A 24,081-nucleotide genomic window follows, 5' to 3' on the forward strand; every position below is an offset into this window, starting at 1 on the left:
CAATTATGAAGGTTATTGATTATTAGCTATTTTTTATTCACTTTCACCAATAACCTGCAATCCAATACTTAGAAACCTAAAATTCCGTAATAGCCACTGATAGCCAGAATTATAATTACTAAAATTCCTACGATCAGGCTAATCGAAAATTGAACTGATGTTTTTTGATTTAGCTCTTGTTTGCTTTCACCCTGCTTTTGGGTGTTATTGGGATTGTTAGTTTTGTCTGTTGTCATGGCTATTATTGTTGGTGCTTATCTATTATTTAGTTTGCTCCAACTGCCAGAAACTGCATCTTGCTTTCGGACTACAACTATTGTCTGGTTTAACTCAAGATAGGGAGATTCATTTGTTGCATCTAAGTTCTTGCCCGCCAAGAAAGAAATTTCTTGGCTCATAGCTCATGGCTTATAGCTCAACTCCACTCAAGTGGACTGTAATCACTAGTAGAACAGGACTTACACAAAAACTCTCTCAAACTCTTAATTTTTTTGTGTTCTTACTCTACCAATTCTCTTGGGCGTAGCCCTTGTTCTATGCTCACTACTTACTATTAGCTGTTAGCCATTAGCAATTAACTACTAACCATTTTCAATTTATACCGTTTCCTGAATTTGCAGGCGGATAGTTCGTTCTCCAACACCACCAAGTTGCAATTCCATCACCTCGCCACCTAAGGGTTCCAAGCAATTCAAGAGCGATCGCAACTGCGGCGTACTTGCGCCGGTATCTACGTAAAGCCGATCTGCTAAATTGCCGATCCGTTTCCAAGTCATGTACAACTTACCAATTGTTTGCTCTATCTGTGATGCCTGATTTACCAAGTCAGCAGCAATGCTTAAGCAACCGACTCTTTGTGCTTCTATAAGTGCGGTTTCAATGTCAACATCTTCTTCATTCAAGGCTTGAACTTGAGCAGCTGCTTTGAGATATTTTGCCAAGCTACGGGCATCTGCGGTTACCTGTTTGACAGTATCTACATCAGGATTTTGAGCAATTTCTTTTTGCAGGGATTTTTGGTGTGACTCTGGTAATTTCTCCATTTCTTTTACCAGGGGTGCAATGTAACGCGGAGGAAGAACGTTTTCTGCTGCTTTTTGCTTCACTGGTTCGGGTAACAATTCTGAGGACATTGCTGTCCATTCATCAGTAAGTTGACGCACTTCCCTTCTGGTAATGCGATCGCCTTTTTGTGCTGCTTCACCAACCATTACCTGTACTTCTGGCGCTGATTTAGCGGTTTCTACAAACGCTCTTTTAGAAAAATTGTTGATCGCGTTTGGATCTAGCTTTCCCTCTTCTAGGAGAGTATCTGCACTATTAGCTAGTTGAATCCAAGCATAAGCTTGACTTTTGCTAATTTCTCGTTCTTTTAGCCACTTGAGAAATCCCGTGCCTCGTCCGTCTCCACCCTTTTTCTCTCGATCCCTGATTGCTCGTAAAATTCGCCCCCGCCAGATTTCGGTTTGTAAATCAAAGCGATCACACACCTGCCAAGCTATATCTAGTTGCTTTTGAAATTCGACTTCTGGAATTTCCTCGTCCTCTGGATCAGGAAGTTCAAAATCTAAATCTACAGGTTGTTGTAATGCAGCAGCTATGTGATCGAAATTATCGGTTGATTGCACGGCTGGGGAAGTAATAACGTATGCGACGGCTTATTATTACATACTCTTGCCATCTATAAATCGATATCATTACTATGTTTTACTTGTCACATTTGCAATACAAGTATGACAAATCACAAGCAAGCGATCGCAGTTTGACACAAGAGTGGAAAGCAGTGAGTTCCTCTCAACCCTTAGCCCGTCGCGTCTGTAAAAGTAGGTAGTAGTTGGGTGGGAACAGGTTTTATTGCCGATTCCCATTGCCCATTGGCTACTAACCACTATCCACTGACTACTATCAGTGTTTTTGATAATTTAAAATCAAAAGTTAGGAGTGGCACTGAAGCGGGAACAATATGTACGGAAGTTGCTACTCATTTTATGAAGTTTTTACTGTGGCTTTCTAACTGAATTAAGTAAATAGAGAATAGTAAACCTTAAATTATTATTGTCAAATAACTAGCCACCATAAACTGCACACAGAAGAACGGATGAAAAAACTTTCCTTCTGCCTACCTACGGTAGCCGCTTGCGCGTCTACTGCCTCTGGGCAGTCGCACCCGACGCGCTTAACCCGACGCCAGGTGCTTTATGCCGGGGAACCCGTCCACCGCACTGGCTCCGTAAGGGCGCGCTGCTCTCTGCCTCCTGCCTTCTATTTCATTACTAAGGTGAGCTATATTACATTTCAACTTTTAAGATTGTACCAACTTGGGAAAAAAAGCTAAATATGAAAGCAATTATGGTAGTGGGAACAACATCCCACGCAGGGAAATCACTGATAACTGCGGCTATTTGTCGCATTCTGTCGCAACGTGGCTGGCGAGTGGCTCCCTTTAAAGGTCAAAATATGGCTTTAAACGCTTATGTCACCGTAAATGGAGGGGAAATGGGTTATGCACAAGCTGTACAAGCTTGGGCTGCGGGAGTTATTCCTTGGGTAGAAATGAATCCCATTTTACTTAAACCCCAGGGTGATATGACTTCTCAATTGATTGTTAAAGGTAAACCTGTAGGCAGAGTTAATGCTCAAGATTACTATGAGCAGTACTTTGAACTCGGATGGCGAGCAATTGAAGAATCTCTACAGCATTTAGCAACAGAATTTGATGTACTGATTTGTGAAGGTGCTGGTAGCCCAGCAGAGATTAACCTCAAGCACCGCGACTTAACTAATATGCGGGTAGCAAAACATTTAAATGCTCCAACTTTATTAGTTGTTGATATTGACAGAGGTGGTGCTTTTGCCCATGTAGTAGGAACACTAGAATTACTAGAGCCAGAGGAACGCGCCCTAATTCGCGGTGTTGTTATTAATAAATTTCGGGGACAGCGATCGCTTCTAGAACCGGGTATTAAGTGGTTGGAAGAACGTACAGGTATTCCGGTAGTTGGTGTTATTCCTTACCTCGATACCATGTTCCCTGCAGAAGATTCCCTTGATTTGTTGGAACGTAAATCCTACAAATCTTCAACTGAACTGAATATTAGTGTTATCCGTTTACCGAGAATTTCCAATTTTACCGACTTCGATCCTTTAGAATCAGAGCCGACAGTTACGATTAAATACTTAAGCCCCAAGCATGAATTAGGACGTCCAGATGCAGTAATTATCCCAGGTACAAAAGCAACAATTCCTGATTTGCTACTACTGCAAAAAACCGGCATGGCAGAAGCAATTCAAAATTACGCAGCAGCTGGAGGTACAGTGTTAGGTATCTGTGGGGGTTTCCAAATTCTTGGTCAAATTATCGCCGATCCAGAAGGCATAGAAGGACAAGCTGGCAGATACCAGGGCTTAGGGTTATTACCCATCAAAACTGTGATTACAGGACAAAAAATCGCTCGCCAGCGCCAAGTTACCTCAAATTATCCGCAAATGGGTTTACCGGTGAGTGGCTTTGAAATTCATCAAGGGCGATCGCGCACAGAAACTCAAGGAGTAGATCCCCAAGCTTACCACCCTTTATTTGACGATGCTAATTTAGGATTAGTAGATCGTTGTCAATCAGTCTGGGGTACTTATCTCCACGGTATATTTGATAATGGGCCTTGGCGTCGTGCTTGGTTAAATCGGCTGCGTCAACAACGGGGTTTGAAATCTCTGCCTACAGGCGTTGCCAACTATCGAGATCAGCGAGAGAATCTCTTAGACTATCTTGCTAAAGAGATTGAACGACATTTAGATTTAACTCCATTTTTGTCGTAGTTCCTTGAAACCATGAGTGTTCGCGTCCATTTCTTACCAGACGATGTTACAGTTGATGCCAAAGTGGGAGAACCCCTGCTAGATGTAGCAGATCGAGCTGGAGTTTTAATTCCTACTGGGTGTCTAATGGGTTCTTGTTATGCTTGTGCAGTAGAATTAGAAGATGGAGAAACGATCCGCGCTTGCATCAACGCAGTTCCACCTGGGCGCGAAAAATTGACAATAAATCTGTTTAGTGATCCAACATGGTAATGGTTAATAGCTAATGGTTAATCGTTAATTGACAACAGCTATTAACAATTAACCACTAGCTATTAGCTATGTGCTTTTGCTTTTAAGACATATTCTTTAAACCGTTCCATATCTGCTAGAAGCGTTGATTCTACAACCCTTCCCAAAAACAAATTATCCATGATTTTACCAAGAATACCAGGTATAGCATAGCCAACAGTAAGTTTAACGATACTGCTGTTATGGCGATCGTAAAAGCGAATGGCACCTCGATTTGGTAAACCATCCACAGATTCCCATTGAATAATTTGATGGGGAACAACTTTGAGAATGCGAGATTTCCAAGTAAATTCCAAACCGCCAGTTTTGAGCTTCCACACAGATATTTCTGGATTATCCTCAGGAACTTTAACGGAATCAATCCACTTCATCCAACGGGGCATCTGCTCCAAATCAGACCAAAGGCTCCATACTACATCTATGGGAGCCTCTACTTCTACTTGCACGCTATGCTCTAGCCAATCAGACATTCTCTTTTTTTCTTCCTTTGCGGCTTGTTTGTAACCTCTACTTTTTCACAGTCTCTAAAATCGCTTTCGCTGCTCGCCTTCCCGAAATTGTCGCTCCTTCCATGCTATCAATATAGTCTTGCTGCGTATAACTCCCCGCTAGAAAGAAATTAGCTATGGGCGTCTGTTGACTGGGACGATAAATATCCATTCCTGGTGCTTCCCTATAAAGAGACTGAGCAAGTTTCACCACACTGTACCAAGTCATATTCAGTTCTCGTGATGAGGGAAACAACTCATGTACTTGCGCCAGAACGTGCTGGGCTATTTCCTCATTACTTTGTTTAATAAATGGATCTCCCGGTGTCAGCACTAATTGCAACAAAGACCCCTGCCCTTGGCGATAATAATCAGCAGGACTAGTTAAAGCTAAATCAGCAAAACAAGAAAAGTCTCCATCGGGAGTATATAACAAATTATCTATTCCGGCTGCCCGCTCTAGCTGTTTACGCGCTTCGGCATCCTGCAGCTCCGTTACCCAACCATCAAATCGCAACTGCACCGTAGCCACAGGTACCGCTTCTAATTTATAGATGTTTTCAAATTCTGACCATTTTCGCCATTCTGGGGGTAGGAGGCGTTGAATGCCTGGCACGTCACAAGCAGCTACGTAGGCATCAGCAGTAATAATTTCTTCTGTATCGCCGTTGGCAACTACTATACCAGTAACGTGGGTTTGTTCCCCTTCCTCAGCAAACTGGATTTCCCGCACTCTCCGGCGAGTGTAAATCTTTGTTCCCCTTGCTTCTAAGTACTCCAAGATTGGCTTGTGTAGGTATTCATAGGGAGAACCCGACAACATCCGCAGTTTTGATGCCTCAGTTCTAACGGCAAATAACTGAAAGATTGTCAGCATACAACGGGCAGAAATATTTTCACAATCAATAAAGCCCAAGGCGTAGGCGATCGGATTCCACATTCGCTCAATACTACCTTGACTACCTCCATGACTGCGGAACCAATCGGCAAAACTAACATTATCTAAGTTACGAATATTTTGCATCGCACCGTTGTAATCTAACAAACCCCTTACTATTGGGCTTGTCGCAAGTGCTACTGCATTCTGCAATTTATCCAATAATGATATTTGAGAGCAAGTGAAAAATGCCTTGAGACCGTTGAAAGGTGCGCCCATCAAAAAGCGAAAATCAAGGGTGCCAATTCGCCCTCCTTGATTAATGAAGGTATGATTATGTTCTTTGGGTAGGAGGTTTCCAAACGCCCCTACTTTCTTCATCAATTCCAACAATTGATAGTAATTACCAAAGAAGACGTGCAACCCCATCTCAATATGATTGCCATCGCCATCTATCCAACTACCAACTTTACCACCAACAAATGGACGAGACTCTAAAATCTGAACTTCACAACCGGCATCAGCTAAATCTACAGCTGTTGATAGTCCAGCTAGCCCCGCACCCACGATTGCAACACGCATTCCGTCCTTCCTTTTCAGTTTATTTACAAATTGTAACTGCGTTGGCGTCGGAATTGGCTATTCATATTGAATCAAGGGTCAAGAGAGTAGATACTACCCTGCGTACTTAGACATAAAGTTAAACAAGGAATCAGGTAAAAAACAAAAAGACAAAAGGTATAAATAGTAGCAGTCTTTCTGGTTCTGAGATGATTTATTCTGTTGTTAGTTGTTTCTCTCTTTTACTGATTAGCATCTTTGCTTTCTTCGTTTGTTGGTAATCCTCTGATTAATTCTCTAATTACATCAGTTGCCGGTCTGCCAGTCTGTTGACAATACTTTTCTAGTTTTTCTGCCTCCTGTGTTGCTAAATTCACAGTAATACGTTTTACAGCCCACTTCTTATTAGTCATTTGATTGTGTTATTTGCTAGATACTAACATCACTAAATAATCATCGATTAAGCGAGGATGAAATAGATAAGAATATCAGAGTTTTTGTCAGGTAACAAGCAATGTCATGGGTGCTAAAAGCTTAAATTGGCAAATATGTTCTTCATTTTTATAACAAAATACAGAATTTGAATTTTTTGATTGTTCTTTTGACCGAAATACTAATGTACACTTGCCTTTAAACGCTAAGAAGTCAGCAAGAGTGAGTATAAAGCAGGTTGAGCTAGCAATTTTCTAAATTGAGTACAAATGACCACTTTTCCTACATAAATGTTTCTCCAGTTTGCTATTCATAACACATCTCACTATCTCTATAGCATAATTTCACTAAGCACTTTTGGGGTAAATATATGTCACAGTGCTTGCAGATATAACATGAAGGTGTGAGCTCACTATATAGATAGATGCTGAGATGTTTTTGGTTATGGAAATTCCAGTATACAAATAATTAGTTCCCATTAGCTTTATCATCTCAGACAGAGCATTATGTATATGGGAAATAACTTTTGTTGAATAGTGCTGATGCTTACAAGGTACATGCACCTATAGGTGAACTTGCAATACCTCTAAATTATGAATGCAAATGTATATTTCTTTCTTATTCTCGAACATTTGCAATCATTGCTATTACTAATAGAGTAGAAGCTATTTGTTCATTTATGTCTAAATAAGAGCTTGAGTTGCAAACACATTTGTTATTCAACATAGATGATTTTTTAAAAAAGTACAAACTCCTCTGTATTTCTGTTTTAATTGTATCTCTTTTTTCTAAAAAAACTTTGCCTTTACTCAAACTTTACCGAATTTATACTTAAGTTTTTCTTTGCGAAATCAGTGCTATTTTTAACATTAGAATATAAAGTTTTTATATTCTAATGTAAATTTTTAAATAATAGTAGCGCGAGGATTTTGTTCTGCCCTACTAGAATGAATATATTATTTATAAAGTCAAGTGATTTATCTGGAATTAGGAATAAAAGTAATTAAGTATAATAATTGTTTGCTATATTACTTTCTAATTACTGATGAATTATCTGAAAGAATTACTTAGAAAAATAGGGATATTTTACTCTTAATCAAAAATTAATAAACTTAGCATTATAAGTTAACTCTAAGAAGATTTAAAACAGTTTTTTTGTACTAAAATACATTTGCTGGTCGCATCCAATGTGCAATTTGAAATAAATTTTCCTAAAGAAGATTTAGATATTGCTGAATTTTCCTTCTTTTAGTTAACCACTTCTTGCTCAATACAATTCGGCTAGTAGTAAAGAGAGAAAACTACGTAAACACATGAGCCTGTGGGTCGATACATAGATAGATTTAGTCTGGATTCTCGTAGAGTAATGAGTTGTGCAATAACAAATTGGCGTAGGGAGTCTTGTTTCAAAATTCTGGATTAGCTTATTAATCAATGTTTTTAATCTAAAATCACGCTAGGTGACGCCAGGTGACGCCACTTGACGCCAGTCGCACTCGACGCGCTTAACCCGCTAGGGCGCTTACGCTCCTTTATGCCGGGAAACCCTTACTTTCGCTTATCCACTACTCTGCGAGAAGCCGGACTACGTCCGTCTACGTGTCTACACCAGTCACCTGCGGGGGTCTCCCCCGATGTAGGAACTGTCCGTGGGAAACCCGCCAAGAGTGCTGCCTCACCACCGCAGTGGCTCCAAAATCCACGCATTGGTATAAGTAGTCTTAATCTTTTGTTTAAACACAGCTACTGCACTGAAAAACCCCAAAATTAATAATTCAGGGTTCTCCAGTTAGTATCTACAACTGTTGCTATAAATGAACGAAAAATTATCCTTAAATCAAACAATTATATCCTCTGCTGAAAAATACCTACAGAGTGCCTTGTGTAGTGATAGGTAAACAACTATTCAAATTGTAGTTGGGGCATTAATTGGAGAGTACCTATTCCTAGATCTTGAGGTGAAAGCGATCGCGCCTCAAACAAAGCCATCATATCTCGCAACTGGGGATTACCACGGGCAGAACCTGTTAACCCTCTAGCAATGATCAAACCACAGTAGCCTTTAGTGTGTTTACACCGTTGATTCCATTTTTTCCGTGCTTCTACGTGAATAGGATCGTCATCCAAAAACTCACCGAAAAGGAATAGTTCACCATTTTGAGTTTGCAGTAAGCCAAGGTCATAGCGATCGCCACCTAAGGGATCGGAACCCGGATTAAAGCAAATAGCTTTTAGCCCACCAGCTTTTTCAATATTTTCAATCACGGTTTTAGCCTTGGGGCGGGAGGTTTGAATTAAAATCACGGGCAAACCGTCACCTGCTGGTTTAATTTCTCCAGCTTTGTAGTATTTAACTCCCTGATGCAGGTACTCTAACATCTCCCAAGAAACAACACCCAAGCTGAGAAAGGAGTCTTCTGGTATTAAGTCGTCTCGCAATGAACGGAAAATCGGATCAATGTGCGATTCAATCTCATCGTCTTCCTCAATATCGTAGCCTGCCATTTCCTCTAGTTCTGTTGCCAACTGGGGCATCGTAGAAACGGTGATAGATACTGATTTCGTAGATTCATCGCTAGTAACAGGCAGTGAAATTCGATAGCGACGACTAGCACAGGGAAAAGAATCGCCCCCTAATTGACGACGGTGATCTCGCAGAAAGCGACACAAGCCTTCTAGGGCAACATATACTATCAATGCTTCTTCGTCATACAAAACCGATCGCAGCCCTTCTAAAGGATGAATATTGCCGAAAGTAGGCTGAATTTCTGATAAGGGTAGCTCTGCCAAATCTTCAAATTCCTCATCTTCTGTGTCTTCACTTTCATCAGCGTGCTCAAAAGTTAGAAACAGACAATCTTGCTTGAGAAAAGCTTCTTCTAAATGCCCTTGTGATTCGTCTTCTCTTAAAATAGTGGCGCGAAACTGCTTGAGGGATTCTTCGGCACGATATAACAATACTCCATACTCCATACCCAACATCCCCATCACTGAGGCATAAAGTGTACCTACATCCCACTTATTAATCTCTATTGACAATATTTGCTGTTCTTCCAATAATTCCCAAGGTGCTATCTGCCACATTGCTAATGCCTTTTCTCTTAGGGCTTGTGCATACTGTGGTGGTAATTCGGGAACTTGAGAGTCGAGAATTTCTGAAAACCCTCGAAATAATTCGTCAATTAAAGGTAATTCCGGTGAATAGTCAATTGCAATATCCAAATCTTGCAGGACGCCGCGCAAATAAAATTGGATTTCACGATCTCTGACTACTATTCTTTGAGGACGAGCAGCCTTAGCGGGGCTGTGGGGATTTTCCATTGCTCGCATTAAAGTACGAACAATTGCCTCTGGGCCGCTTTCTGGAGGTACTACGTCCATTCCTCGGACAATACCTTGCGTACCATCTACCCAAAGAATGCATTCGCCTTTTGTCTCTGAGTCTAAGTGCTGGGTTTGTGATGATGACAATGGACGCCGATCGCCCTCCCATACAGAAGGAATTTGAGTTAATTTCCGCAAACGACGGCTGGTAGAGCGATTAAAACTTGTCATAGAGTAAGTGAATCAAAACAAGCGATTTGCAAGTACATTTTTGAGTCGGGGCTAGCCTCGGATAAAAATTCCCTCAGCTGATGATTGAAGGGCGATCGCGGTTTTTGGCTGCCAAAGGCTAAAACTCCAAAAATATTGAATCTCAAAACATATTGAGTCTCTCAATTCTAGAATAAAAATCTTTGCGTGCTTTGGACGGAGTATTTACAATTTGGCAACTTGGGGCATCAATGTCGCTAGAATAGAGAGAAAAACTTTTACTTTTAGGCAACCTGAGGACGAAAGTTTGGAATTAAAAGTTCCTTCCTTCTTCACTATAGGTTGAAAATTATCAATTTCAGGAGTTAAAACGCAAATGACACAAGCAACTCAATCATCGCAAAAAGGAATTCAGTTGAGCGAGGCAGCATTGCGGCAAGTGAAATTTTTGCAGGAGAAACAGGCTGGCAATGATTTATGCTTGCGGGTAGGAGTGCGTCAAGGTGGATGCTCCGGAATGTCTTACATAATGGATTTTGAAGACCCTAGCAAGATTACCTCTAATGATGAAGTTTTTGATTATGACGGCTTCAAAATTGTATGTGATCGCAAGAGTTTATTATATCTCTATGGCTTAATGCTTGATTATAGTGATGCTATGATTGGCGGTGGTTTCCAGTTTACTAATCCTAATGCTTCCCAAACTTGTGGCTGTGGCAAGTCATTTGGAGTGTAATATAGTCATTTGTTCTTTGTCACTTGGCAAAGGATGAATGAATAACGAATGATGACTAATGACTAATGACTAATACAGTTGAATCCCTGTTTGATAGAGGTTTGGAAAGGTATAAAGCTGGAGAATCAGCAGATGCTTTGATTCCTGTGTTTAAAGAAGTTTGCGATCGCGCTCCTAAAAGTAGTTCGGCATGGACTTGTTTGGCGTGGCTTTATCTACTGGAGAACAAACCCAGTTTTGCTTATAAAGCTGCTCAAAAAGCAGTGAAGCTAAATCCACAAGATCCTCAGGCAAGGATCAACCTCGCTATTGCCATGCTGGAAACTGGGCAAAAAGGTTTGCGCGAACATATTGATGCTGCAAGCCAGTTAATTTTGCTGAATTCTGAATGGCGAGAGGAAATTGAAAATAGTATTGCAGATGGTTTCACCAGAAAACCAGATTGGCAAAGTTTAGCGAAAGTCAAAAAATGGCTATTTGAAGAGTAATTACTAATTGCTAGTTGTTAATTGCAAATCGCTGATGGCTTCTGATACTATTAGCCATTAGCGATTTGCCATTGATAGTTACAGTTGAAGACGCGACAACTGATGAAAGATAAAATTTTGAGTTGGCTAAATCTGATTTTGGTAGTTGATGTATTCCTAGTTTTGTTTGGCTTTGGCTGGTTCGCGATCGCAGTTATCGGTCAAGCCACTGGCGTACCCTTGGGCTTAGATTTGTGGCATCAACTTTGGCAACCTGTATTTAACCCAGCAATTGGTATTCTAATGGGTGGTGCGATTCTTAGCGGTGTCATCAGTTGGATTTCCCGAAAATTTCAGTCCAATCAATAGTTAGTAGATAGTGTTTAGTGGGTAGTGGTTGACAATCAACTACTGTACGGGTGGGTTTAGAAGATAAATTGTCTATTTCAGCCGGAAAATAATGCCCCTACTATCTACTAATACCAATTCTCTATGAACCTGCACATTATTTTTACCCCTCTTAACCTCCCCTTAGCAAGGGGAGGTGGCGCAAGCAGTGGAGTTGTTTTTATGCCTCTTCAGATAGAAACGGTATAACCACTATCCTATCCTATTCACTTCATTTCAAAACTTCTTCTAGGGCTGGCTGCAAATCAGGATATTGAAACTCAAAGCCACTTTCTAAAGTACGTTTAGGTAAAACTTGTTGACCTTCTAAGACTACTATTGCTCCATCCCCCAAAAGGGCTTCGATTGCAAAGTTAGGAACTGGCAACCAAGAAGGGCGATGCATGACTTTTCCCATAGTTTGAGATAACTCTGCCATGCGGACAGGATGGGGAGCGGTGGCATTGTATACACCTGTCATTTCTGGTTTGGTTAAAGCTTGTACAATCAAGTCAACTAAATCATCTATGTGAATCCAAGAAAACCACTGTCTACCACTACCAATAGGACCACCCGCGAAAAGCTTGAAGGGAGTTATCATTTTACCCAAAGCACCACCCAAGCCCAAAACAATACCAAACCGCAATATTACTAATCTGACACCATAATCTGTGACTTTTTGTGCTTCTGTTTCCCAAGTTTGACAGACTTGGGCGAGAAAATCGTTTCCTGGTGAGCTAGTCTCATCAAAAGTAGTAGTTTCGCTTGTCCCGTAATAACCGATAGCCGATGCGTTAACTAAAACACTAGGCTTTGCATTAGCATTGGCTATTGCTTCGACAATTTTTTGTGTGCTAAGTTTGCGGCTATTGAGGATTTCTTGTTTGCGTGCTGGTGTCCAGCGCCCCTCTCCAATCGGTTCACCAGCAAGATTAACTACTCCATCACAATCAGCGATCGCCTGCTGCCAAGAACCGGATGCTGTGGGAGTATAAGTAATAATTTCTACATTGCTAAAAGCTTGCCTTGGAAAAAACTTTTGGGCATGAGCAGTGTTGCGAGTTAACACTAATACCCTATGACCTTCTTTGTTAAGTCGCTTTACTAAGTGACTACCAACAAATCCTGTTGCTCCGGTGATTGCTACTTTCATTTTTTACCTCCGCCAAACTTATTTTAAAGTTTTTTATCAAATTTTCAGCGGTAGGAACTTTTTTAATGATGGAAGCAATATAGGCTTTGGTACTCAGTCAATGAATATGAGTGACTTGCGTTTTATCTGGTTCGGTATTATAGGATGGACGGAGTGTTGCAAGACTTGGGGCTATTATGGCTCGCTATACCTGTTCGTTTCTTCTTTCTGTTCCTATTCATGATCTCCAGACATTAGTTACAGAACTACTACAAAATTGTAATTTGGTTGTGCAGTACTGTACGTCGGATTACATTATGGCACGCGAAATTCCTGGTACTGTTTCCTTCTCTAAGATGGTAAAAGCAGAGGTATTTATTGATATCAGCACAGCTACCGAAACAGAAACCCGAATGAGTATTGTGATCAAAAATGAGGAATTACCACTGCAACTTGATAATCACTGTCGGCAGGTTTTTGAATTCATTAAGCAGTCGATAGAAAATAATCACTATTGGCATCTAATAGAAAGTCTGGCAGATAGTTATGAACGCTTATAGCAAAGGTGTCTGTTACAGCTAACTCTGACTGAGGCTAGCTTTTGGCAGAACACCTTGAAATTTCCACTAAATCTTCGTAAAATTATCCGTATATGTGGTTTTTCAGTCCTCAAAATCCTCAGTCATGCCAGGGTTAATAAGCGTAATATCATATTCACTAGCATCAGTCTGACCAGGTGGCGTGGTCTCATGCTGTAATAGGTAATAAATGGCACGTACTTGCGGGCCAAAAATAATCTCGTCTTCATTTTTGAGATCGTGAGTCTGGATCTTGCGTCCATTAATCATTAAGCCATTAGAACTGGGTCTACCTTTTGCATCACCGTCAACAATTCTATAGTAATAGTTATTACTATTATCTTTTCGAGGCAGTTTCAGTAAAGTAGCATGGCGACGCGAGACAAATTGCGAAACTAAACGAATATCGCACTCTCTATCTCGACCAATAGAATAAATGGAATGTTCTAAGATAAATTCTTTGCGTCCCTGATCATCTTCTAAGATCAGTAGATGACTTTCACGGGTTTCTGCTGCCATTGCCAAATCATTGCTAAAATCAGTTGATCTGTCGTTAATCAAGATTTGTTTAAAATTATTGTTTGCCATTCCCTCATCTAGAACCTGTGGTCAAGCAAAGTGATGAAATAAGTAAAATGGTAAAACTATTCAAGTTACTTGCTCAGTTTGCCTTAAGAATTATCTAGACAGGAACTAGGATATTTTGATGGTCAAAGCAATCAATAAAGCTTAGTTCTGAACAAACTATCATGAAAAAGTTCAGGTTGCGATCGCACGCATAAGGTAGTTAAACCACACCCAAAGCGATGGAGTGACAGCAATAGTACGATAACTCATCAGATAAGTCTACCAAATCATAGGGATTTTATTATATCTATCGCCCGATGCAGCAGTGGGATTGACATATGTACTACATACGGTCATCTACTTTACCCTGTGACACTTCAAAACGTGCGGATTCTCACATCCAGGGAAACTAACTCTTAGCACACCTTAAATATTTTGGGAACACTTTATAACTTTATAGTGTATGGTAAGTAGCCTAGAAGGTGTCTACAATCAGCTGTTCGCTGATGATATAGGGCTTGAAAAGCTTTTGATGTATGAGGTTTGTTTCCCACACTATTTGCTATATTTCGCTTTCATTTCATCTCTAACAAGAAAACGAATATGGCGATCAAGGCAGATTTACGCTTTTCCTACACTAAATTTTAGTATAAGGGCTAAGGGAGGCAGGTCGCTAGCGGCTATCATAGATTAGCGACTTCTGTCTCCACAATTGACGTTAACTACTCAAAAAATTCTCCTCCGCGAGCAAAGCGCCGTAATAGCAAAGAATTAGTGACTACACTCACCGAACTAAAAGCCATTAGGGCTGCTGCGCCAGCAGGGTTAAGAACAAAATGTAGACTAGGTAATAAAATACCTGCTGCCAGGGGAATTCCCAACGTGTTATATGCAAAAGCCCAGAATAGATTTTGGCGAATTTTGTTGAAGGTAGCACGACTCAATTGAATTGATTTGGTGACATCAGTTAAAGAATTTCGCATTAAGACAATATCAGCAGTTTCAATGGCAACATCTGTGCCTGCATGTAAGGCAATACCAATATCTGCTTGAGATAAAGCCGGAGCGTCATTAATGCCATCTCCCACCATAGCAACAACAGATTGGGAGTTAGGTATTTTCTCTATCTCTGGTGTCTGAAGAGATTTAATTACATCTGCTTTTTTGGCTGGAGGAACACCTGCCATCACATCAGTAAGATTTAATCCCAGTTGTTTGGCAATGGCAAAAGCGGCTGCTGGTGTATCACCGCTTAAAAGCATAACTCGCACTCCCATACGATGCAAATTTTCTACAGCTTGTTTTGCATCTGATCTAAGGGTATCTTGAACGGCGATTAATCCAGCAAATTTTCCTCCAACAGCTACTCCGACAACTGTTTTGCCATCTGCTGCCAAAACTTGAGCTTTCTTTTGTGCAGCTTCATGAATGGAAATTTCGTGCGATAGAAGCCAATCCCAGTTTCCTAATAGCACTAAATTGCCTTCCACAACAGCAGAAACACCCAATCCTGGTTCTGTGTGAAAGCGATCGCCTCCTGGAACAGATAACTTTTGTCGCTGTGCTTCCTTGCAAATTGCTGTAGCTAAGGGATGGCAGGTGCCGCTTTCAACTGCGGCAGCAAGTTGTAATAGGTGCTGGGAATTGGATACTAAATCCAGTTCTTCTAGTACAAGGCAATCTGTGACAATCGGATTCCCACTTGTTAGCGTGCCAGTCTTATCAAAAACTATGGTGTTGAGCTGATGTGCTTTTTCCAAAACATCGCCACCTTTAATTAAAATACCTTTTTCGGCAGCGATCGCTGTACCAACCAGAATAGCTGTCGGTGTAGCCAATCCCAAAGCACAGGGACAAGCTACAACCATAACTGAAATTGCTAGCTTTAAGCTTAGTAACAGTGGTGAGTAGAGGTGATGAATTGTCTGTGGAGAGTGATGAGACATCTCCATGCCTGTTGAGGTGGCAACATTTGGCCAAATATTGGTGCCGATAAAGTACCAAAATAAAAATGTTAATAAAGCTGCTGTCAGTACTCCATAGGTAAAATATCCGGCTACTGTATCTGCTAATTTTTGTACGGGTGCTTTCCTAACTTGCGCTGCTTCTACTAGGGCAACAATTTGCGCCAAAGTTGTATCGTTGCCAGTACGAGTTGCCTCAATCGCGATCGCTCCTGACTGATTGAGTGTTCCTGCTGTAACTGTATCTTTGTTTTGCTTGAGTACAGGCACTGATTCACCAGTCAACATGGATTCATCAATGGTTGTTTGTCCATCTACTACAATTCCATCGACTGGAATTTTGTCTCCTGGGAGAACTTGCAACCATTCACCCACACGCACCCGATCTGCCGGAATTTCTAAAATTTCCCCTACTTCTCCGGCTATCTTCGGTTTGGTAAGCAATCGTGCTATCTGGGGTTGTAGATCCAATAATTGCTTAAATGCAGCAGCAGCACGCCCTCTGGCTTGCCTTTCTAATGTTCGTCCTAATAAGATGAAACCCAACATCATTACAGGCTCATCAAAGAAACACTCCCAACCAAGCTGAGGAAATAGCAAAGCTATTACACTTGCTATGTAGGCAGTCAGCGTTCCCAACCCTACTAAAGTATTCATATTGGGTGCATTCCGCCGCCAACCAAGCCAACCATCAATGAAAATTGAGCGCCCTGGAATTAGTAACGCTGCTGTTGCTAATCCAAAGTGGAACCAGATGTTATGTAAACCTGGCAAAAGTTCACCACTAAAGCTCCCAAAATGACCAGTCCCCGATAATATCAGCAGTACGGTAGAAATTACCAACTGCCTTTGTGCAGATTGCATTTCTCGGCGTTGCTGTTGTGCCGGATCTGGTAATGATTGTGTTTGCTCTGCCAATTTTCCATGAGATTGCCTGGGTTGAGATGGGAACCCAGCCGCTGTCAATTGCTTCGCTAGTGCATCTGGTTCTACCACACCAGTTTCTGATTCTACGACTGCTACCTCCGTCGCCAAGTTCACACAAGCATTCTTGACTCCTGGATATTGAGCTAGCTGCCGCTCTACAGCCTTCACACAGCCAGCACACTTCATACCCCCTACATCCAGAATAATTTTTTCTGTGGTTGGGGTGATTTCTGGGGAGAGGTTAGTTTTTGGGACAAGTTGCATGGAAAGATTTTGAATGTGCTACGAAACGTCAAGGCTTTTAGCCAAGGTGGAGTAATGTCCACCCCTACTTTGAGAGTAGGCGAAATTCCTAGCTATGATGGAATGTCAACTACATGAAGTTTTATTAAGTTTTATAATTCTGTTGACTCTTTGCGGCTCCAGCGCCAATAACTTACGTAAATAATAGCGAGTAACTGTATTGGCATCAGAACAGCCTCTCCTCTTAAAAAAGGATTAATGTCCAAATTGGATATAGTGCAGAAATACACTAAACTCAATAGGGCAAATATAGCCAAGGATATATTTTTACGTTTGATAGTTAGCATCTTGATATAAAGATAATATTTTTCTAGTTAGCAGAAATGCCAAACAGGATACGCAATTAATTTAATTACCTGAAAGGTAACAGGATTTGAAGTTAATTATTTATTTTTAAATGATATTTATTATGACTCTATTAAAAACAAAATTATTAATTACAAGTAGTTGATTTCTGTTTTTAATAAATTATTTTTTACTATTTATTTTCAAATTTTTAAAGGATATATAAACAATAAACCTCCTAGCAAAATACTTGTTTTTCAAGTTTTTATTAGAGCAAGTCAGCAACAGAATTCATAATTTTGAAATATACATAGACATAGGGTGTGTTAACGAAGCATAACGCACCAAAGCTTTAGGAAGATGCGTTATGTACTCTAGTCCTAAAGCACCCTACATATACCCAAGTTTTTTCAAAAATCTAATCCGATTGCTGTAGGATATGATTGACTATTTAAAGCACGTAGTAGAGTCCAAATACCCTACTAATTCTCAATTTAACTGACTTGCTCCAGCGATGTAAATCGGGAAGTTCAGAACCATCCCTGTCTGTTGACAAAATAAGTATCAACAAATTCGTTGTGGGATTTATTCAAGTAAATCATTCCTTCTATCAAACCAATTAGTTGCATAATTAATAAGGTAAAGCCGTAGGTGAAATAACCTCCAACTAGAGAAACCACAAGCATGATGAAGCCTTCTGTAGAATAACCAAGAATAAATTTATGGACGCCAAGTCCTCCTAAAATAATGCCGCAGTATCCAGCTAAAAGTTGTTTGGTAGCATGACTAGGGTTGAGATTTGCCACGGGTGTTGCTCCTTCAAGGGTGATGTGTAAAATTAAAACTCTAACTATCTATCAAAAGATAAATTTACTGAATCTTTTAATTTCACAAGTAGATGAATTTATACTTTTATTTTGGTTAAATTCATCATATAAATTGATAAATCATAAAAGTAGCGCAACCTAATTTTATAGGCAACGCAATCATTAATAGAGTAAGCAGTGATTCAGAAATGTCTTGAAGCTGCTTCTGTCAATCAAAAGATTTTGAACTTAAAAAAACGTAAAATAGCGTTTTGCATTATTTTTGTAACAGCAAATTCTCAGTTAAAGAGTTACTGTCACGATCGCAAAACAACTAAATTAGGATAATGATTACAATTCCAACAATGCCACTTCCGGATTTTTAAGATTTACGGAGGCAATTGTGACACTGAATAACACTAAACTTTAGAAACTACAGTTTAGAGAGTATTTTGGAATATTTTCCCAAATCAAGTCAGGTGAACTGCTAGAACAAAATTTATATCGCCGTTCTGTCATCAAGTTAAATTCAGGCAGAACTTACAAACAATTTGCTTTAGCATAAGGCTGACAACTGACAGTATTAGCATTCTTAGACAAATTTGTCATCTATCTTACTAACTACCGCCATTTTTAAGGCTAGTATGTCCTGGTAAAAATAATCTAACAGTTAAGAATAGACAAAAAAACCATACTATAAGTTTCTTGCTTTCTACCTTTTGTTATGTTGGCGCTACTGGGAAATAACTTTACAGACATCTACAAGTCTGCAAAGACTACTGATAGTTGGTACTCTATAGAGTAAAGTAACCCATTCTCGCTTTAAGTTATACACTCCACGAGAAACAGATTTACAGACGTCTAATAATATTTATAGGCGTCTGCTAGTTGGATAAGATACACCATAGACAACCGCATATAAGCAATTTGCCGTTCGGAAATTTCCGATCCAGCACCAGGTGACTACCCCATTTTTTGCCTTTTTATACTAGCAACATATTTTTTCTCAAACTAACATTTTTCTAGGCTAAGTACCAACTATAATTAGTAGATTTTTATGACATATTACCTTGGTATTTCATGAAATTTTGGTAAAGTATGACTGAAATTTACCGAGTGCTACTACCGAGGATAAATAGACTGATGAGAGTACCACTATTCCAAAGGCTATGGAGAAGCATGGGAGCAAGGAGATTGCGTGATCGCGTGTAAACTACTCCTAAAACTACTCCCAAAGAAAACAGTGGTAGAACTTCCGATAAGCTAAGGTGAGCAATAGCAAAGAAAAAGCCGCTAGCAATAATTGCCCACCACACAGACATATAACGGGTAAGCGATGGTAACAAAAAGCCGCGAAATAGAAATTCTTCAAACAACGGGGCAGCGATCGCAGCTGTGACAAAAAATAGTCCTAGTGCTACAGAATCTTGACTTTCCAAAGCTAGTTGTAACAAAGGATTACTACCGCCTTGTCCTTGCCATAATTGTTGATTAATTAAGGACACCACTACCACAATAGGTAGCGCCGCACAATAACCACCAAGCCCCCATAAAAACCAATTACCTTGCCAACGAAAGCGAAACCAATCAGATGGTAACGGTAAAAAACGTTTGATAGATAAATACAGTACTAATAGCGCACCCGATGCTACCAAAATATAGCTCAAGAACACGTAAAATGCTTGAATACGTACATTCAGAACTGGACGTGGAATAGGGAGAAGGGCTAAGACCAAAGGAATTAAAAGTTGCCCCATAAAGAAAAAACCGACAACGAATACTTGTAAAATCGTTTCTCCATCCCACGGTGTTGCCCAGCCCATATCGGCATTTTGCTCTAGTAAAGCTGTTTTACCTTTAACTAGACGCTGTCCAATCAAAAATATCAGTAATCCAATTCCTATAAAAGCCCCTAGTGCTGGAATAGTACCTATAATTGCTAATTTCCATAAAGCACCCATCGCAGCTTCTTGTGCCTCGACTTTAGTATTCACTAAGGCTTCTTGACGTTGCTGGGATTCGTAAAGCTTGGTAAGGGCGGTATATCGAAACCAACCTTCTAAGTTGTCTTGGATCAGTTGCTGCGCATCTGGGAGAATGCGAGGAGGATTACTCCACAGCCCAATCAGCGTGGCGGCTGTTTCCCGTAATGGCGAATCTATTTCTGAGTTTTGCTGTAATTCATTCCATGTTTTAAAGGCAATATCATTTTTACCTTTCTGTATTTGTAATATTCCCAACTGTAAATCTATTTCAGCAATGGATTTTTGTAATTGGTTGAGAGTTTGCTGCAACTGTTTCTCTTGTAACGAAGGAGAGACATTGCTAACAGGAGGAATTTCTGATTGAGATTTGGGAGTTGCAGGAGTAGTCGCTGCTTCAGTTGTCAGCCGTGCCAGTTGTTTTTCAGCTTTTTCTAGATTTAGTTGAGCTGATTTACGTGCCTGCTGATACTGCTTAATAGCTGTTTCTAGGGGTTTTTCGCCTACGATCGCTTCTTTCGCTACCTTTAAATTGCTGTCCTTACTATCTGGCGGTTGCCATTGCGAGGCTTGTAGCACAATATTTGTTTGGTAGAGTTCCAAACGGTTTTGGAACTGAGGTTCTTGCCAACTGTTAAACAAAGATGTACCTGAAACAAAAATAGCTACCAGCGTCAAAAAAAATAAACCCAACCGCTTAAGTGTCATCTATCCTCCCCTTAATTAACCAGTGTCAAGTGCCTGTACCTGTTGGGAATTATCGCAAGAAAAGCAGAAACAGTATAGATTTCAGGATAAGCGAATAGTAGATCCTATCAACTTAAGAATTTGTGAGCAACCTTTCCATCCTAGAGTACAATCCTTTACATTGCTTGCCCTCTGGGGAGGATTTACTTGGGTTATACCAACTTAAAAAATGATTAAGGGCAGATGGATTTACGGAACTCGGAGCAGAAGGCGATTTCTAATCCAAAATCCGTCTTGAAAAGCTTTGAGCCTCCTTGTGGAGGAGCAACGCTTTCGGAGGAAACCTCCCTCCGGGTACTCTAACGAGAACCCGCTTCGTGTGTACGCAGTCGCCACAAGTCGGGGAACCCTTACTTTCGCTTATCCACTACTCTGCGAGAAGCCGGACTAAGTCCGTCTACGTGTCTACGCCAGTCGCCTGTGGAGGAGGACAGTCCGTTGCCAACAGAAGCGCCGTGCGGGGGTTTCCCCCGTTGGGGCGACTTCGGAGGCTTCGCCCCGTTGTAGGAACTGTCCGTTGGAAACCCTACCAAGAGCGCTGGCTCACCAAGGCGCTGCTCACCGCACCCTTGCGGGAAGCCACTCCGCGTCTACAAACTTTTCGCAAAATCCAAAATCGTATTAGGCGTGGTTTTTAAGTTGGTGGAGGGTACCGATTGTTGCGTCTAAAGAGCAAACACCCTTTTTCTTGACGTGGGGTTTTGTAATTATGTTGAATAACTCCCCATCATCCTTGATAAATTTTTGCGTGAAGATTAGTTCTCAATTTATACCTTTTGTCAAGAAAAATGTGTATTACAGATGGTGTAGAGAAATAGTTTTAGTTTTCAGTAGTGTCAATTTTTGTAATTTTCCAGATGCCATGAGACATTTCTGGGTGTAATTCGATATAAACCCGTTCAGAATCAAATGTTTGAAAAGGCACCATTAATAACTTAAGCTGACTAGAAAAATCAATTATTGCTCGAAAAACTTCTGTATTATCTTCAAGAATTTGGTAGATGTTAATGGTTAAGTCCAAACTTACACCTATTGGTAATGAGCGAAAAGTCTCTTGAAAAAAGTTAATTAAAGCAGTTTTATTTTTCAAGGAATAAAAAGAACCTAGATAGGAATCAGAAAATATACGTCCTATCTCAACAATATTTTTACAGTTATATGCAAACTTTAAGCTCTCAAATGTAGATAATATATGCTTTGATATGCAGTCAGGACATAAATATTTTTGTTGCTCTTTTTGGTGGCAAATAAGTACTTCCTCGGCGGCAAGTATAGTCAGTTCTAAATTCATAGCCTTCATTTTTTGTATAATTTCGCCATGAATGTAGCATATGGAATTGATACTGCCCAGACTCAAATCAGCAAATTAATCAGTTTGAATTTATCTATAGACCTAAAAAGCGATCGCACACGCCAAAAACTTTATTTCTCCATACATTTGACTTTTTTTATCTACTAAATAAAAAGCGCTCTCAAGATTGAGAACGCTCTTAATATTTCCAAAATATGCAGAGAAATTAGAAAGCTATTTCTCTACACATTAATAATTAACCATTGATTACAGGAGCCTGTAAAGCTACAGGTACAGCTTTACCAGCAGCTAAGTCTAGCGGGAAGTTGTGAGCATTGCGCTCGTGCATCACCTCTATACCCAAGTTGGCACGGTTCAATATATCTGCCCATGTATTCACTACACGTCCTTGAGAGTCAAGAATTGATTGATTAAAGTTAAACCCATTCAGGTTGAACGCCATGGTACTGATGCCTAATGCCGTGAACCAAATACATACTACAGGCCAAGCTGCCAAGAAGAAGTGTAAGGAACGAGAGTTATTAAAGCTGGCATATTGCCAAATTAATCGTCCAAAGTAGCCATGAGCAGCCACGATACTGTAGGTTTCCTGTTCTTGTCCGAACTTGTAACCGTAGTTTTGAGATTCGGTTTCAGTTGTTTCCCGTACAAGTGAAGAAGTTACCAAAGAACCGTGCATTGCACAGAACAAGCTACCACCAAATACACCTGCCACACCCAACTGGTGGAAGGGATGCATCAAGATGTTATGCTCGGCTTGGAACACAAGCATAAAGTTGAATGTGCCGCTAATACCGAGGGGCATTCCATCGGAAAAACTACCTTGCCCAATTGGATAAATGAGGAAAACAGAAGTAGCAGCAGCTACTGGAGCAGAGTAAGCGACACAAATCCAAGGACGCATACCCAGGCGGTAGCTCAACTCCCATTGCCGTCCCAACCAGCAAAAGATACCAATGAGAAAATGGAAAACGATTAGTTCATAAGGCCCGCCATTATAGAGCCATTCGTCAAGGGAAGCTGCTTCCCAAATAGGGTAAAAGTGCAATCCAATAGCATTGGATGTTGGAACAATGGCACCTGTGATGATGTTATTGCCGTATAACAAAGAACCAGAAACTGGTTCGCGGATGCCGTCAATATCCACTGGCGGTGCAGCAATAAAGGCAATGATGAAACAGATGGTAGCTGTTAACAGCGTTGGGATCATCAAAACGCCGAACCAGCCGATATAAAGTCTGTTATTGGTGCTGGTAATCCATTCACAGAACCGATCCCACAGGCTCTCTCTTTCGCCTCTTCTTAAAATTGTGGTCATGGCTGTTTTGTTTATAAAGTGTTGAACGGAAATTTCTCAATTAGCAGAAATTGAGAAATTCACTATTTTCATGGATTTTTACCAAAAACCTTCTCCCTGATTGCCGGAACATTTCGATTCAAGCTTTGAATCTGTTCTCAGTTGCCTCACACCAATAAAAAAACAAAAATCTTACTAACCTTCCCCAGGAAGACGGTTGAATTAGAGGGAAGTTTTCCCGGCTCTTAAATTCAGTTTTTACATAAATTTTTTATATTTTTCAATATTTTTTTGTTAATTTCTGCTAAGAATAATCTGTTTATAATAAATATTTATTTACATTTATTTGTTTTAGACAGTTTAAATGTTCTATAACAAACAAAAGTAGCTTATATATTGAATTATTTTTCACTTAAAACAAAAAAGCGCCCTGTATTTCAAGGACACTTCTCATTTTTCGTTTAGACGTGAAATTTCACGTCTATGAATAAATATTAACCATTGATAGCGGGAGCGCTGATAGCAACAGGAGCAGACTCAGCAGAAGCCAAATCGAGAGGGAAGTTGTGAGCATTACGCTCGTGCATGACTT

General features: G+C 40.3%; 23 protein-coding genes and 1 pseudogene. 9 read left to right on the top strand and 15 right to left on the bottom strand.

Features of this window, described 5'->3' with window-relative positions:
- Positions 1 to 68: 68 nt before the first annotated feature.
- From QUB80_RS33745 to QUB80_RS33755, 3 genes are all read right to left on the bottom strand, one after another.
- Positions 69 to 236, bottom strand: coding sequence for a hypothetical protein (locus QUB80_RS33745; protein ID WP_289793828.1), 168 nt, complete (start codon positions 234 to 236; stop codon positions 69 to 71).
- An 18-nt stretch (positions 237 to 254) separates the two neighbouring features.
- Complete coding sequence (locus QUB80_RS33750; protein WP_289793829.1) at positions 255 to 398, bottom strand: hypothetical protein; 144 nt, start codon at positions 396 to 398, stop codon at positions 255 to 257.
- A 198-nt stretch (positions 399 to 596) separates the two neighbouring features.
- Positions 597 to 1,628 carry a hypothetical protein gene (locus QUB80_RS33755; protein WP_289793830.1) on the bottom strand — a complete coding sequence of 344 codons (1,032 nt, stop codon included), beginning with the start codon at positions 1,626 to 1,628 and terminating at the stop codon, positions 597 to 599.
- A 74-nt stretch (positions 1,629 to 1,702) separates the two neighbouring features.
- On the opposite strand from QUB80_RS33755, the gene QUB80_RS33760 reads away from it, so the two are divergent.
- From QUB80_RS33760 to QUB80_RS33770, 3 genes are all read left to right on the top strand, one after another.
- Entirely contained in the window at positions 1,703 to 1,831 is a 129-nt protein-coding gene (locus QUB80_RS33760; RefSeq protein ID WP_289793831.1) for a hypothetical protein, read from the top strand.
- Between the two features lie 506 nt (positions 1,832 to 2,337).
- On the top strand, positions 2,338 to 3,816 hold the full coding sequence (gene cobQ / locus QUB80_RS33765) for a cobyric acid synthase CobQ (RefSeq protein WP_289793832.1): 1,479 nt from the start codon (positions 2,338 to 2,340) through the stop codon (positions 3,814 to 3,816).
- Between the two features lie 12 nt (positions 3,817 to 3,828).
- Positions 3,829 to 4,068, top strand: a complete 240-nt coding sequence (locus tag QUB80_RS33770; RefSeq protein ID WP_289793833.1) for a 2Fe-2S iron-sulfur cluster-binding protein — start codon at positions 3,829 to 3,831, stop codon at positions 4,066 to 4,068.
- A gap of 62 nt (positions 4,069 to 4,130) precedes the next feature.
- Here QUB80_RS33770 and QUB80_RS33775 read toward each other — a convergent pair whose 3' ends face one another.
- The 3 genes from QUB80_RS33775 to QUB80_RS33785 form a co-directional block, all read right to left on the bottom strand.
- A complete protein-coding gene (locus QUB80_RS33775; RefSeq protein WP_289793834.1) occupies positions 4,131 to 4,577 on the bottom strand; it encodes an SRPBCC family protein in 447 nt (148 codons plus the stop codon).
- Between the two features lie 37 nt (positions 4,578 to 4,614).
- Complete coding sequence (gene zds / locus QUB80_RS33780; RefSeq protein WP_289793835.1) at positions 4,615 to 6,054, bottom strand: 9,9'-di-cis-zeta-carotene desaturase; 1,440 nt, start codon at positions 6,052 to 6,054, stop codon at positions 4,615 to 4,617.
- A 221-nt stretch (positions 6,055 to 6,275) separates the two neighbouring features.
- Complete coding sequence (locus QUB80_RS33785) at positions 6,276 to 6,446, bottom strand: ribbon-helix-helix domain-containing protein (protein WP_289793836.1); 171 nt, start codon at positions 6,444 to 6,446, stop codon at positions 6,276 to 6,278.
- A 1,499-nt stretch (positions 6,447 to 7,945) separates the two neighbouring features.
- Here QUB80_RS33785 and QUB80_RS33790 point away from each other — a divergent pair.
- Positions 7,946 to 8,236 carry a hypothetical protein gene (locus tag QUB80_RS33790; RefSeq protein ID WP_289793837.1) on the top strand — a complete coding sequence of 97 codons (291 nt, stop codon included), beginning with the start codon at positions 7,946 to 7,948 and terminating at the stop codon, positions 8,234 to 8,236.
- A 131-nt stretch (positions 8,237 to 8,367) separates the two neighbouring features.
- Here QUB80_RS33790 and QUB80_RS33795 read toward each other — a convergent pair whose 3' ends face one another.
- On the bottom strand, positions 8,368 to 10,020 hold the full coding sequence (locus QUB80_RS33795; RefSeq protein ID WP_289793838.1) for a DUF6930 domain-containing protein: 1,653 nt from the start codon (positions 10,018 to 10,020) through the stop codon (positions 8,368 to 8,370).
- Between the two features lie 355 nt (positions 10,021 to 10,375).
- On the opposite strand from QUB80_RS33795, the gene QUB80_RS33800 reads away from it, so the two are divergent.
- The 3 genes from QUB80_RS33800 to QUB80_RS33810 all read left to right on the top strand — a co-directional run bounded on the left by QUB80_RS33800 (position 10,376) and on the right by QUB80_RS33810 (position 11,571).
- The gene (locus QUB80_RS33800) at positions 10,376 to 10,735 is read left to right on the top strand and encodes a HesB/IscA family protein (RefSeq protein WP_289793839.1); all 360 of its coding nucleotides are present in this window, start codon (positions 10,376 to 10,378) and stop codon (positions 10,733 to 10,735) included.
- Positions 10,736 to 10,800: 65 nt separating this feature from the next.
- Positions 10,801 to 11,223 (top strand): hypothetical protein, encoded by a 423-nt coding sequence (locus tag QUB80_RS33805; protein ID WP_289793840.1) that lies wholly within the window; start codon positions 10,801 to 10,803, stop codon positions 11,221 to 11,223.
- 102 nt (positions 11,224 to 11,325) lie between these two features.
- Positions 11,326 to 11,571 (top strand): DUF8620 family protein, encoded by a 246-nt coding sequence (locus tag QUB80_RS33810; RefSeq protein ID WP_289793841.1) that lies wholly within the window; start codon positions 11,326 to 11,328, stop codon positions 11,569 to 11,571.
- Positions 11,572 to 11,821: 250 nt separating this feature from the next.
- On the opposite strand, the gene thyD is transcribed toward QUB80_RS33810, so the two are convergent.
- Complete coding sequence (gene thyD, locus QUB80_RS33815) at positions 11,822 to 12,742, bottom strand: thylakoid membrane protein ThyD (protein WP_289793842.1); 921 nt, start codon at positions 12,740 to 12,742, stop codon at positions 11,822 to 11,824.
- 176 nt (positions 12,743 to 12,918) lie between these two features.
- Between thyD and QUB80_RS33820 the strand changes: the two genes are divergently transcribed.
- On the top strand, positions 12,919 to 13,281 hold the full coding sequence (locus QUB80_RS33820) for a hypothetical protein (protein ID WP_289793843.1): 363 nt from the start codon (positions 12,919 to 12,921) through the stop codon (positions 13,279 to 13,281).
- Positions 13,282 to 13,383: 102 nt separating this feature from the next.
- On the opposite strand, the gene QUB80_RS33825 is transcribed toward QUB80_RS33820, so the two are convergent.
- The 4 genes from QUB80_RS33825 to QUB80_RS33840 all read right to left on the bottom strand — a co-directional run bounded on the left by QUB80_RS33825 (position 13,384) and on the right by QUB80_RS33840 (position 20,841).
- The gene (locus QUB80_RS33825; protein WP_289793844.1) at positions 13,384 to 13,887 is read right to left on the bottom strand and encodes an FHA domain-containing protein; all 504 of its coding nucleotides are present in this window, start codon (positions 13,885 to 13,887) and stop codon (positions 13,384 to 13,386) included.
- A gap of 701 nt (positions 13,888 to 14,588) precedes the next feature.
- A complete protein-coding gene (locus QUB80_RS33830) occupies positions 14,589 to 17,021 on the bottom strand; it encodes a heavy metal translocating P-type ATPase (RefSeq protein ID WP_289793845.1) in 2,433 nt (810 codons plus the stop codon).
- Between the two features lie 854 nt (positions 17,022 to 17,875).
- Positions 17,876 to 18,151: a TM2 domain-containing protein gene (locus QUB80_RS33835; protein WP_289793846.1), complete on the bottom strand. Its 276-nt coding sequence runs from the start codon at positions 18,149 to 18,151 to the stop codon at positions 17,876 to 17,878.
- A gap of 1,109 nt (positions 18,152 to 19,260) precedes the next feature.
- The gene (locus QUB80_RS33840; RefSeq protein ID WP_289793847.1) at positions 19,261 to 20,841 is read right to left on the bottom strand and encodes a CPBP family intramembrane glutamic endopeptidase; all 1,581 of its coding nucleotides are present in this window, start codon (positions 20,839 to 20,841) and stop codon (positions 19,261 to 19,263) included.
- A 356-nt stretch (positions 20,842 to 21,197) separates the two neighbouring features.
- Here QUB80_RS33840 and QUB80_RS33845 point away from each other — a divergent pair, with 356 nt between their 5' ends.
- Positions 21,198 to 21,518 (top strand): hypothetical protein, encoded by a 321-nt coding sequence (locus QUB80_RS33845; protein ID WP_289793848.1) that lies wholly within the window; start codon positions 21,198 to 21,200, stop codon positions 21,516 to 21,518.
- A gap of 182 nt (positions 21,519 to 21,700) precedes the next feature.
- Here QUB80_RS33845 and QUB80_RS33850 read toward each other — a convergent pair whose 3' ends face one another.
- From QUB80_RS33850 to QUB80_RS35370, 3 genes and pseudogenes are all read right to left on the bottom strand, one after another.
- A complete protein-coding gene (locus QUB80_RS33850) occupies positions 21,701 to 22,171 on the bottom strand; it encodes a hypothetical protein (RefSeq protein WP_289793849.1) in 471 nt (156 codons plus the stop codon).
- A gap of 256 nt (positions 22,172 to 22,427) precedes the next feature.
- Positions 22,428 to 23,510 (bottom strand): photosystem II q(b) protein, encoded by a 1,083-nt coding sequence (psbA, locus tag QUB80_RS33855; protein WP_289793850.1) that lies wholly within the window; start codon positions 23,508 to 23,510, stop codon positions 22,428 to 22,430.
- A gap of 473 nt (positions 23,511 to 23,983) precedes the next feature.
- Positions 23,984 to 24,081, bottom strand: a pseudogene (locus QUB80_RS35370) (photosystem II protein D1); the annotation flags it as partial.

Source organism: Chlorogloeopsis sp. ULAP01 (genome assembly GCF_030381805.1).
In the GTDB taxonomy this organism is placed as follows: domain Bacteria; phylum Cyanobacteriota; class Cyanobacteriia; order Cyanobacteriales; family Nostocaceae; genus Chlorogloeopsis.

Bases quoted from the DNA above. Each gene is read 5' to 3' on its own strand.
- QUB80_RS33745 (WP_289793828.1), bottom strand. From the start codon at position 236: ATGACAACAGACAAAACTAACAATCCCAATAACACCCAAAAGCAGGGT.
- QUB80_RS33750 (WP_289793829.1), bottom strand. From the start codon at position 398: ATGAGCCAAGAAATTTCTTTCTTGGCGGGCAAGAACTTAGATGCAACA.
- QUB80_RS33760 (WP_289793831.1), top strand. From the start codon at position 1,703: ATGTTTTACTTGTCACATTTGCAATACAAGTATGACAAATCACAAGCA.
- cobQ (WP_289793832.1), top strand. From the start codon at position 2,338: ATGAAAGCAATTATGGTAGTGGGAACAACATCCCACGCAGGGAAATCA.
- QUB80_RS33770 (WP_289793833.1), top strand. From the start codon at position 3,829: ATGAGTGTTCGCGTCCATTTCTTACCAGACGATGTTACAGTTGATGCC.
- QUB80_RS33775 (WP_289793834.1), bottom strand. From the start codon at position 4,577: ATGTCTGATTGGCTAGAGCATAGCGTGCAAGTAGAAGTAGAGGCTCCC.
- zds (WP_289793835.1), bottom strand. From the start codon at position 6,054: ATGCGTGTTGCAATCGTGGGTGCGGGGCTAGCTGGACTATCAACAGCT.
- QUB80_RS33785 (WP_289793836.1), bottom strand. From the start codon at position 6,446: ATGACTAATAAGAAGTGGGCTGTAAAACGTATTACTGTGAATTTAGCA.
- QUB80_RS33795 (WP_289793838.1), bottom strand. From the start codon at position 10,020: ATGACAAGTTTTAATCGCTCTACCAGCCGTCGTTTGCGGAAATTAACT.
- QUB80_RS33800 (WP_289793839.1), top strand. From the start codon at position 10,376: ATGACACAAGCAACTCAATCATCGCAAAAAGGAATTCAGTTGAGCGAG.
- QUB80_RS33805 (WP_289793840.1), top strand. From the start codon at position 10,801: ATGACTAATACAGTTGAATCCCTGTTTGATAGAGGTTTGGAAAGGTAT.
- QUB80_RS33810 (WP_289793841.1), top strand. From the start codon at position 11,326: ATGAAAGATAAAATTTTGAGTTGGCTAAATCTGATTTTGGTAGTTGAT.
- thyD (WP_289793842.1), bottom strand. From the start codon at position 12,742: ATGAAAGTAGCAATCACCGGAGCAACAGGATTTGTTGGTAGTCACTTA.
- QUB80_RS33820 (WP_289793843.1), top strand. From the start codon at position 12,919: ATGGCTCGCTATACCTGTTCGTTTCTTCTTTCTGTTCCTATTCATGAT.
- QUB80_RS33825 (WP_289793844.1), bottom strand. From the start codon at position 13,887: ATGGCAAACAATAATTTTAAACAAATCTTGATTAACGACAGATCAACT.
- QUB80_RS33830 (WP_289793845.1), bottom strand. From the start codon at position 17,021: ATGCAACTTGTCCCAAAAACTAACCTCTCCCCAGAAATCACCCCAACC.
- QUB80_RS33840 (WP_289793847.1), bottom strand. From the start codon at position 20,841: ATGACACTTAAGCGGTTGGGTTTATTTTTTTTGACGCTGGTAGCTATT.
- QUB80_RS33850 (WP_289793849.1), bottom strand. From the start codon at position 22,171: ATGAATTTAGAACTGACTATACTTGCCGCCGAGGAAGTACTTATTTGC.
- psbA (WP_289793850.1), bottom strand. From the start codon at position 23,510: ATGACCACAATTTTAAGAAGAGGCGAAAGAGAGAGCCTGTGGGATCGG.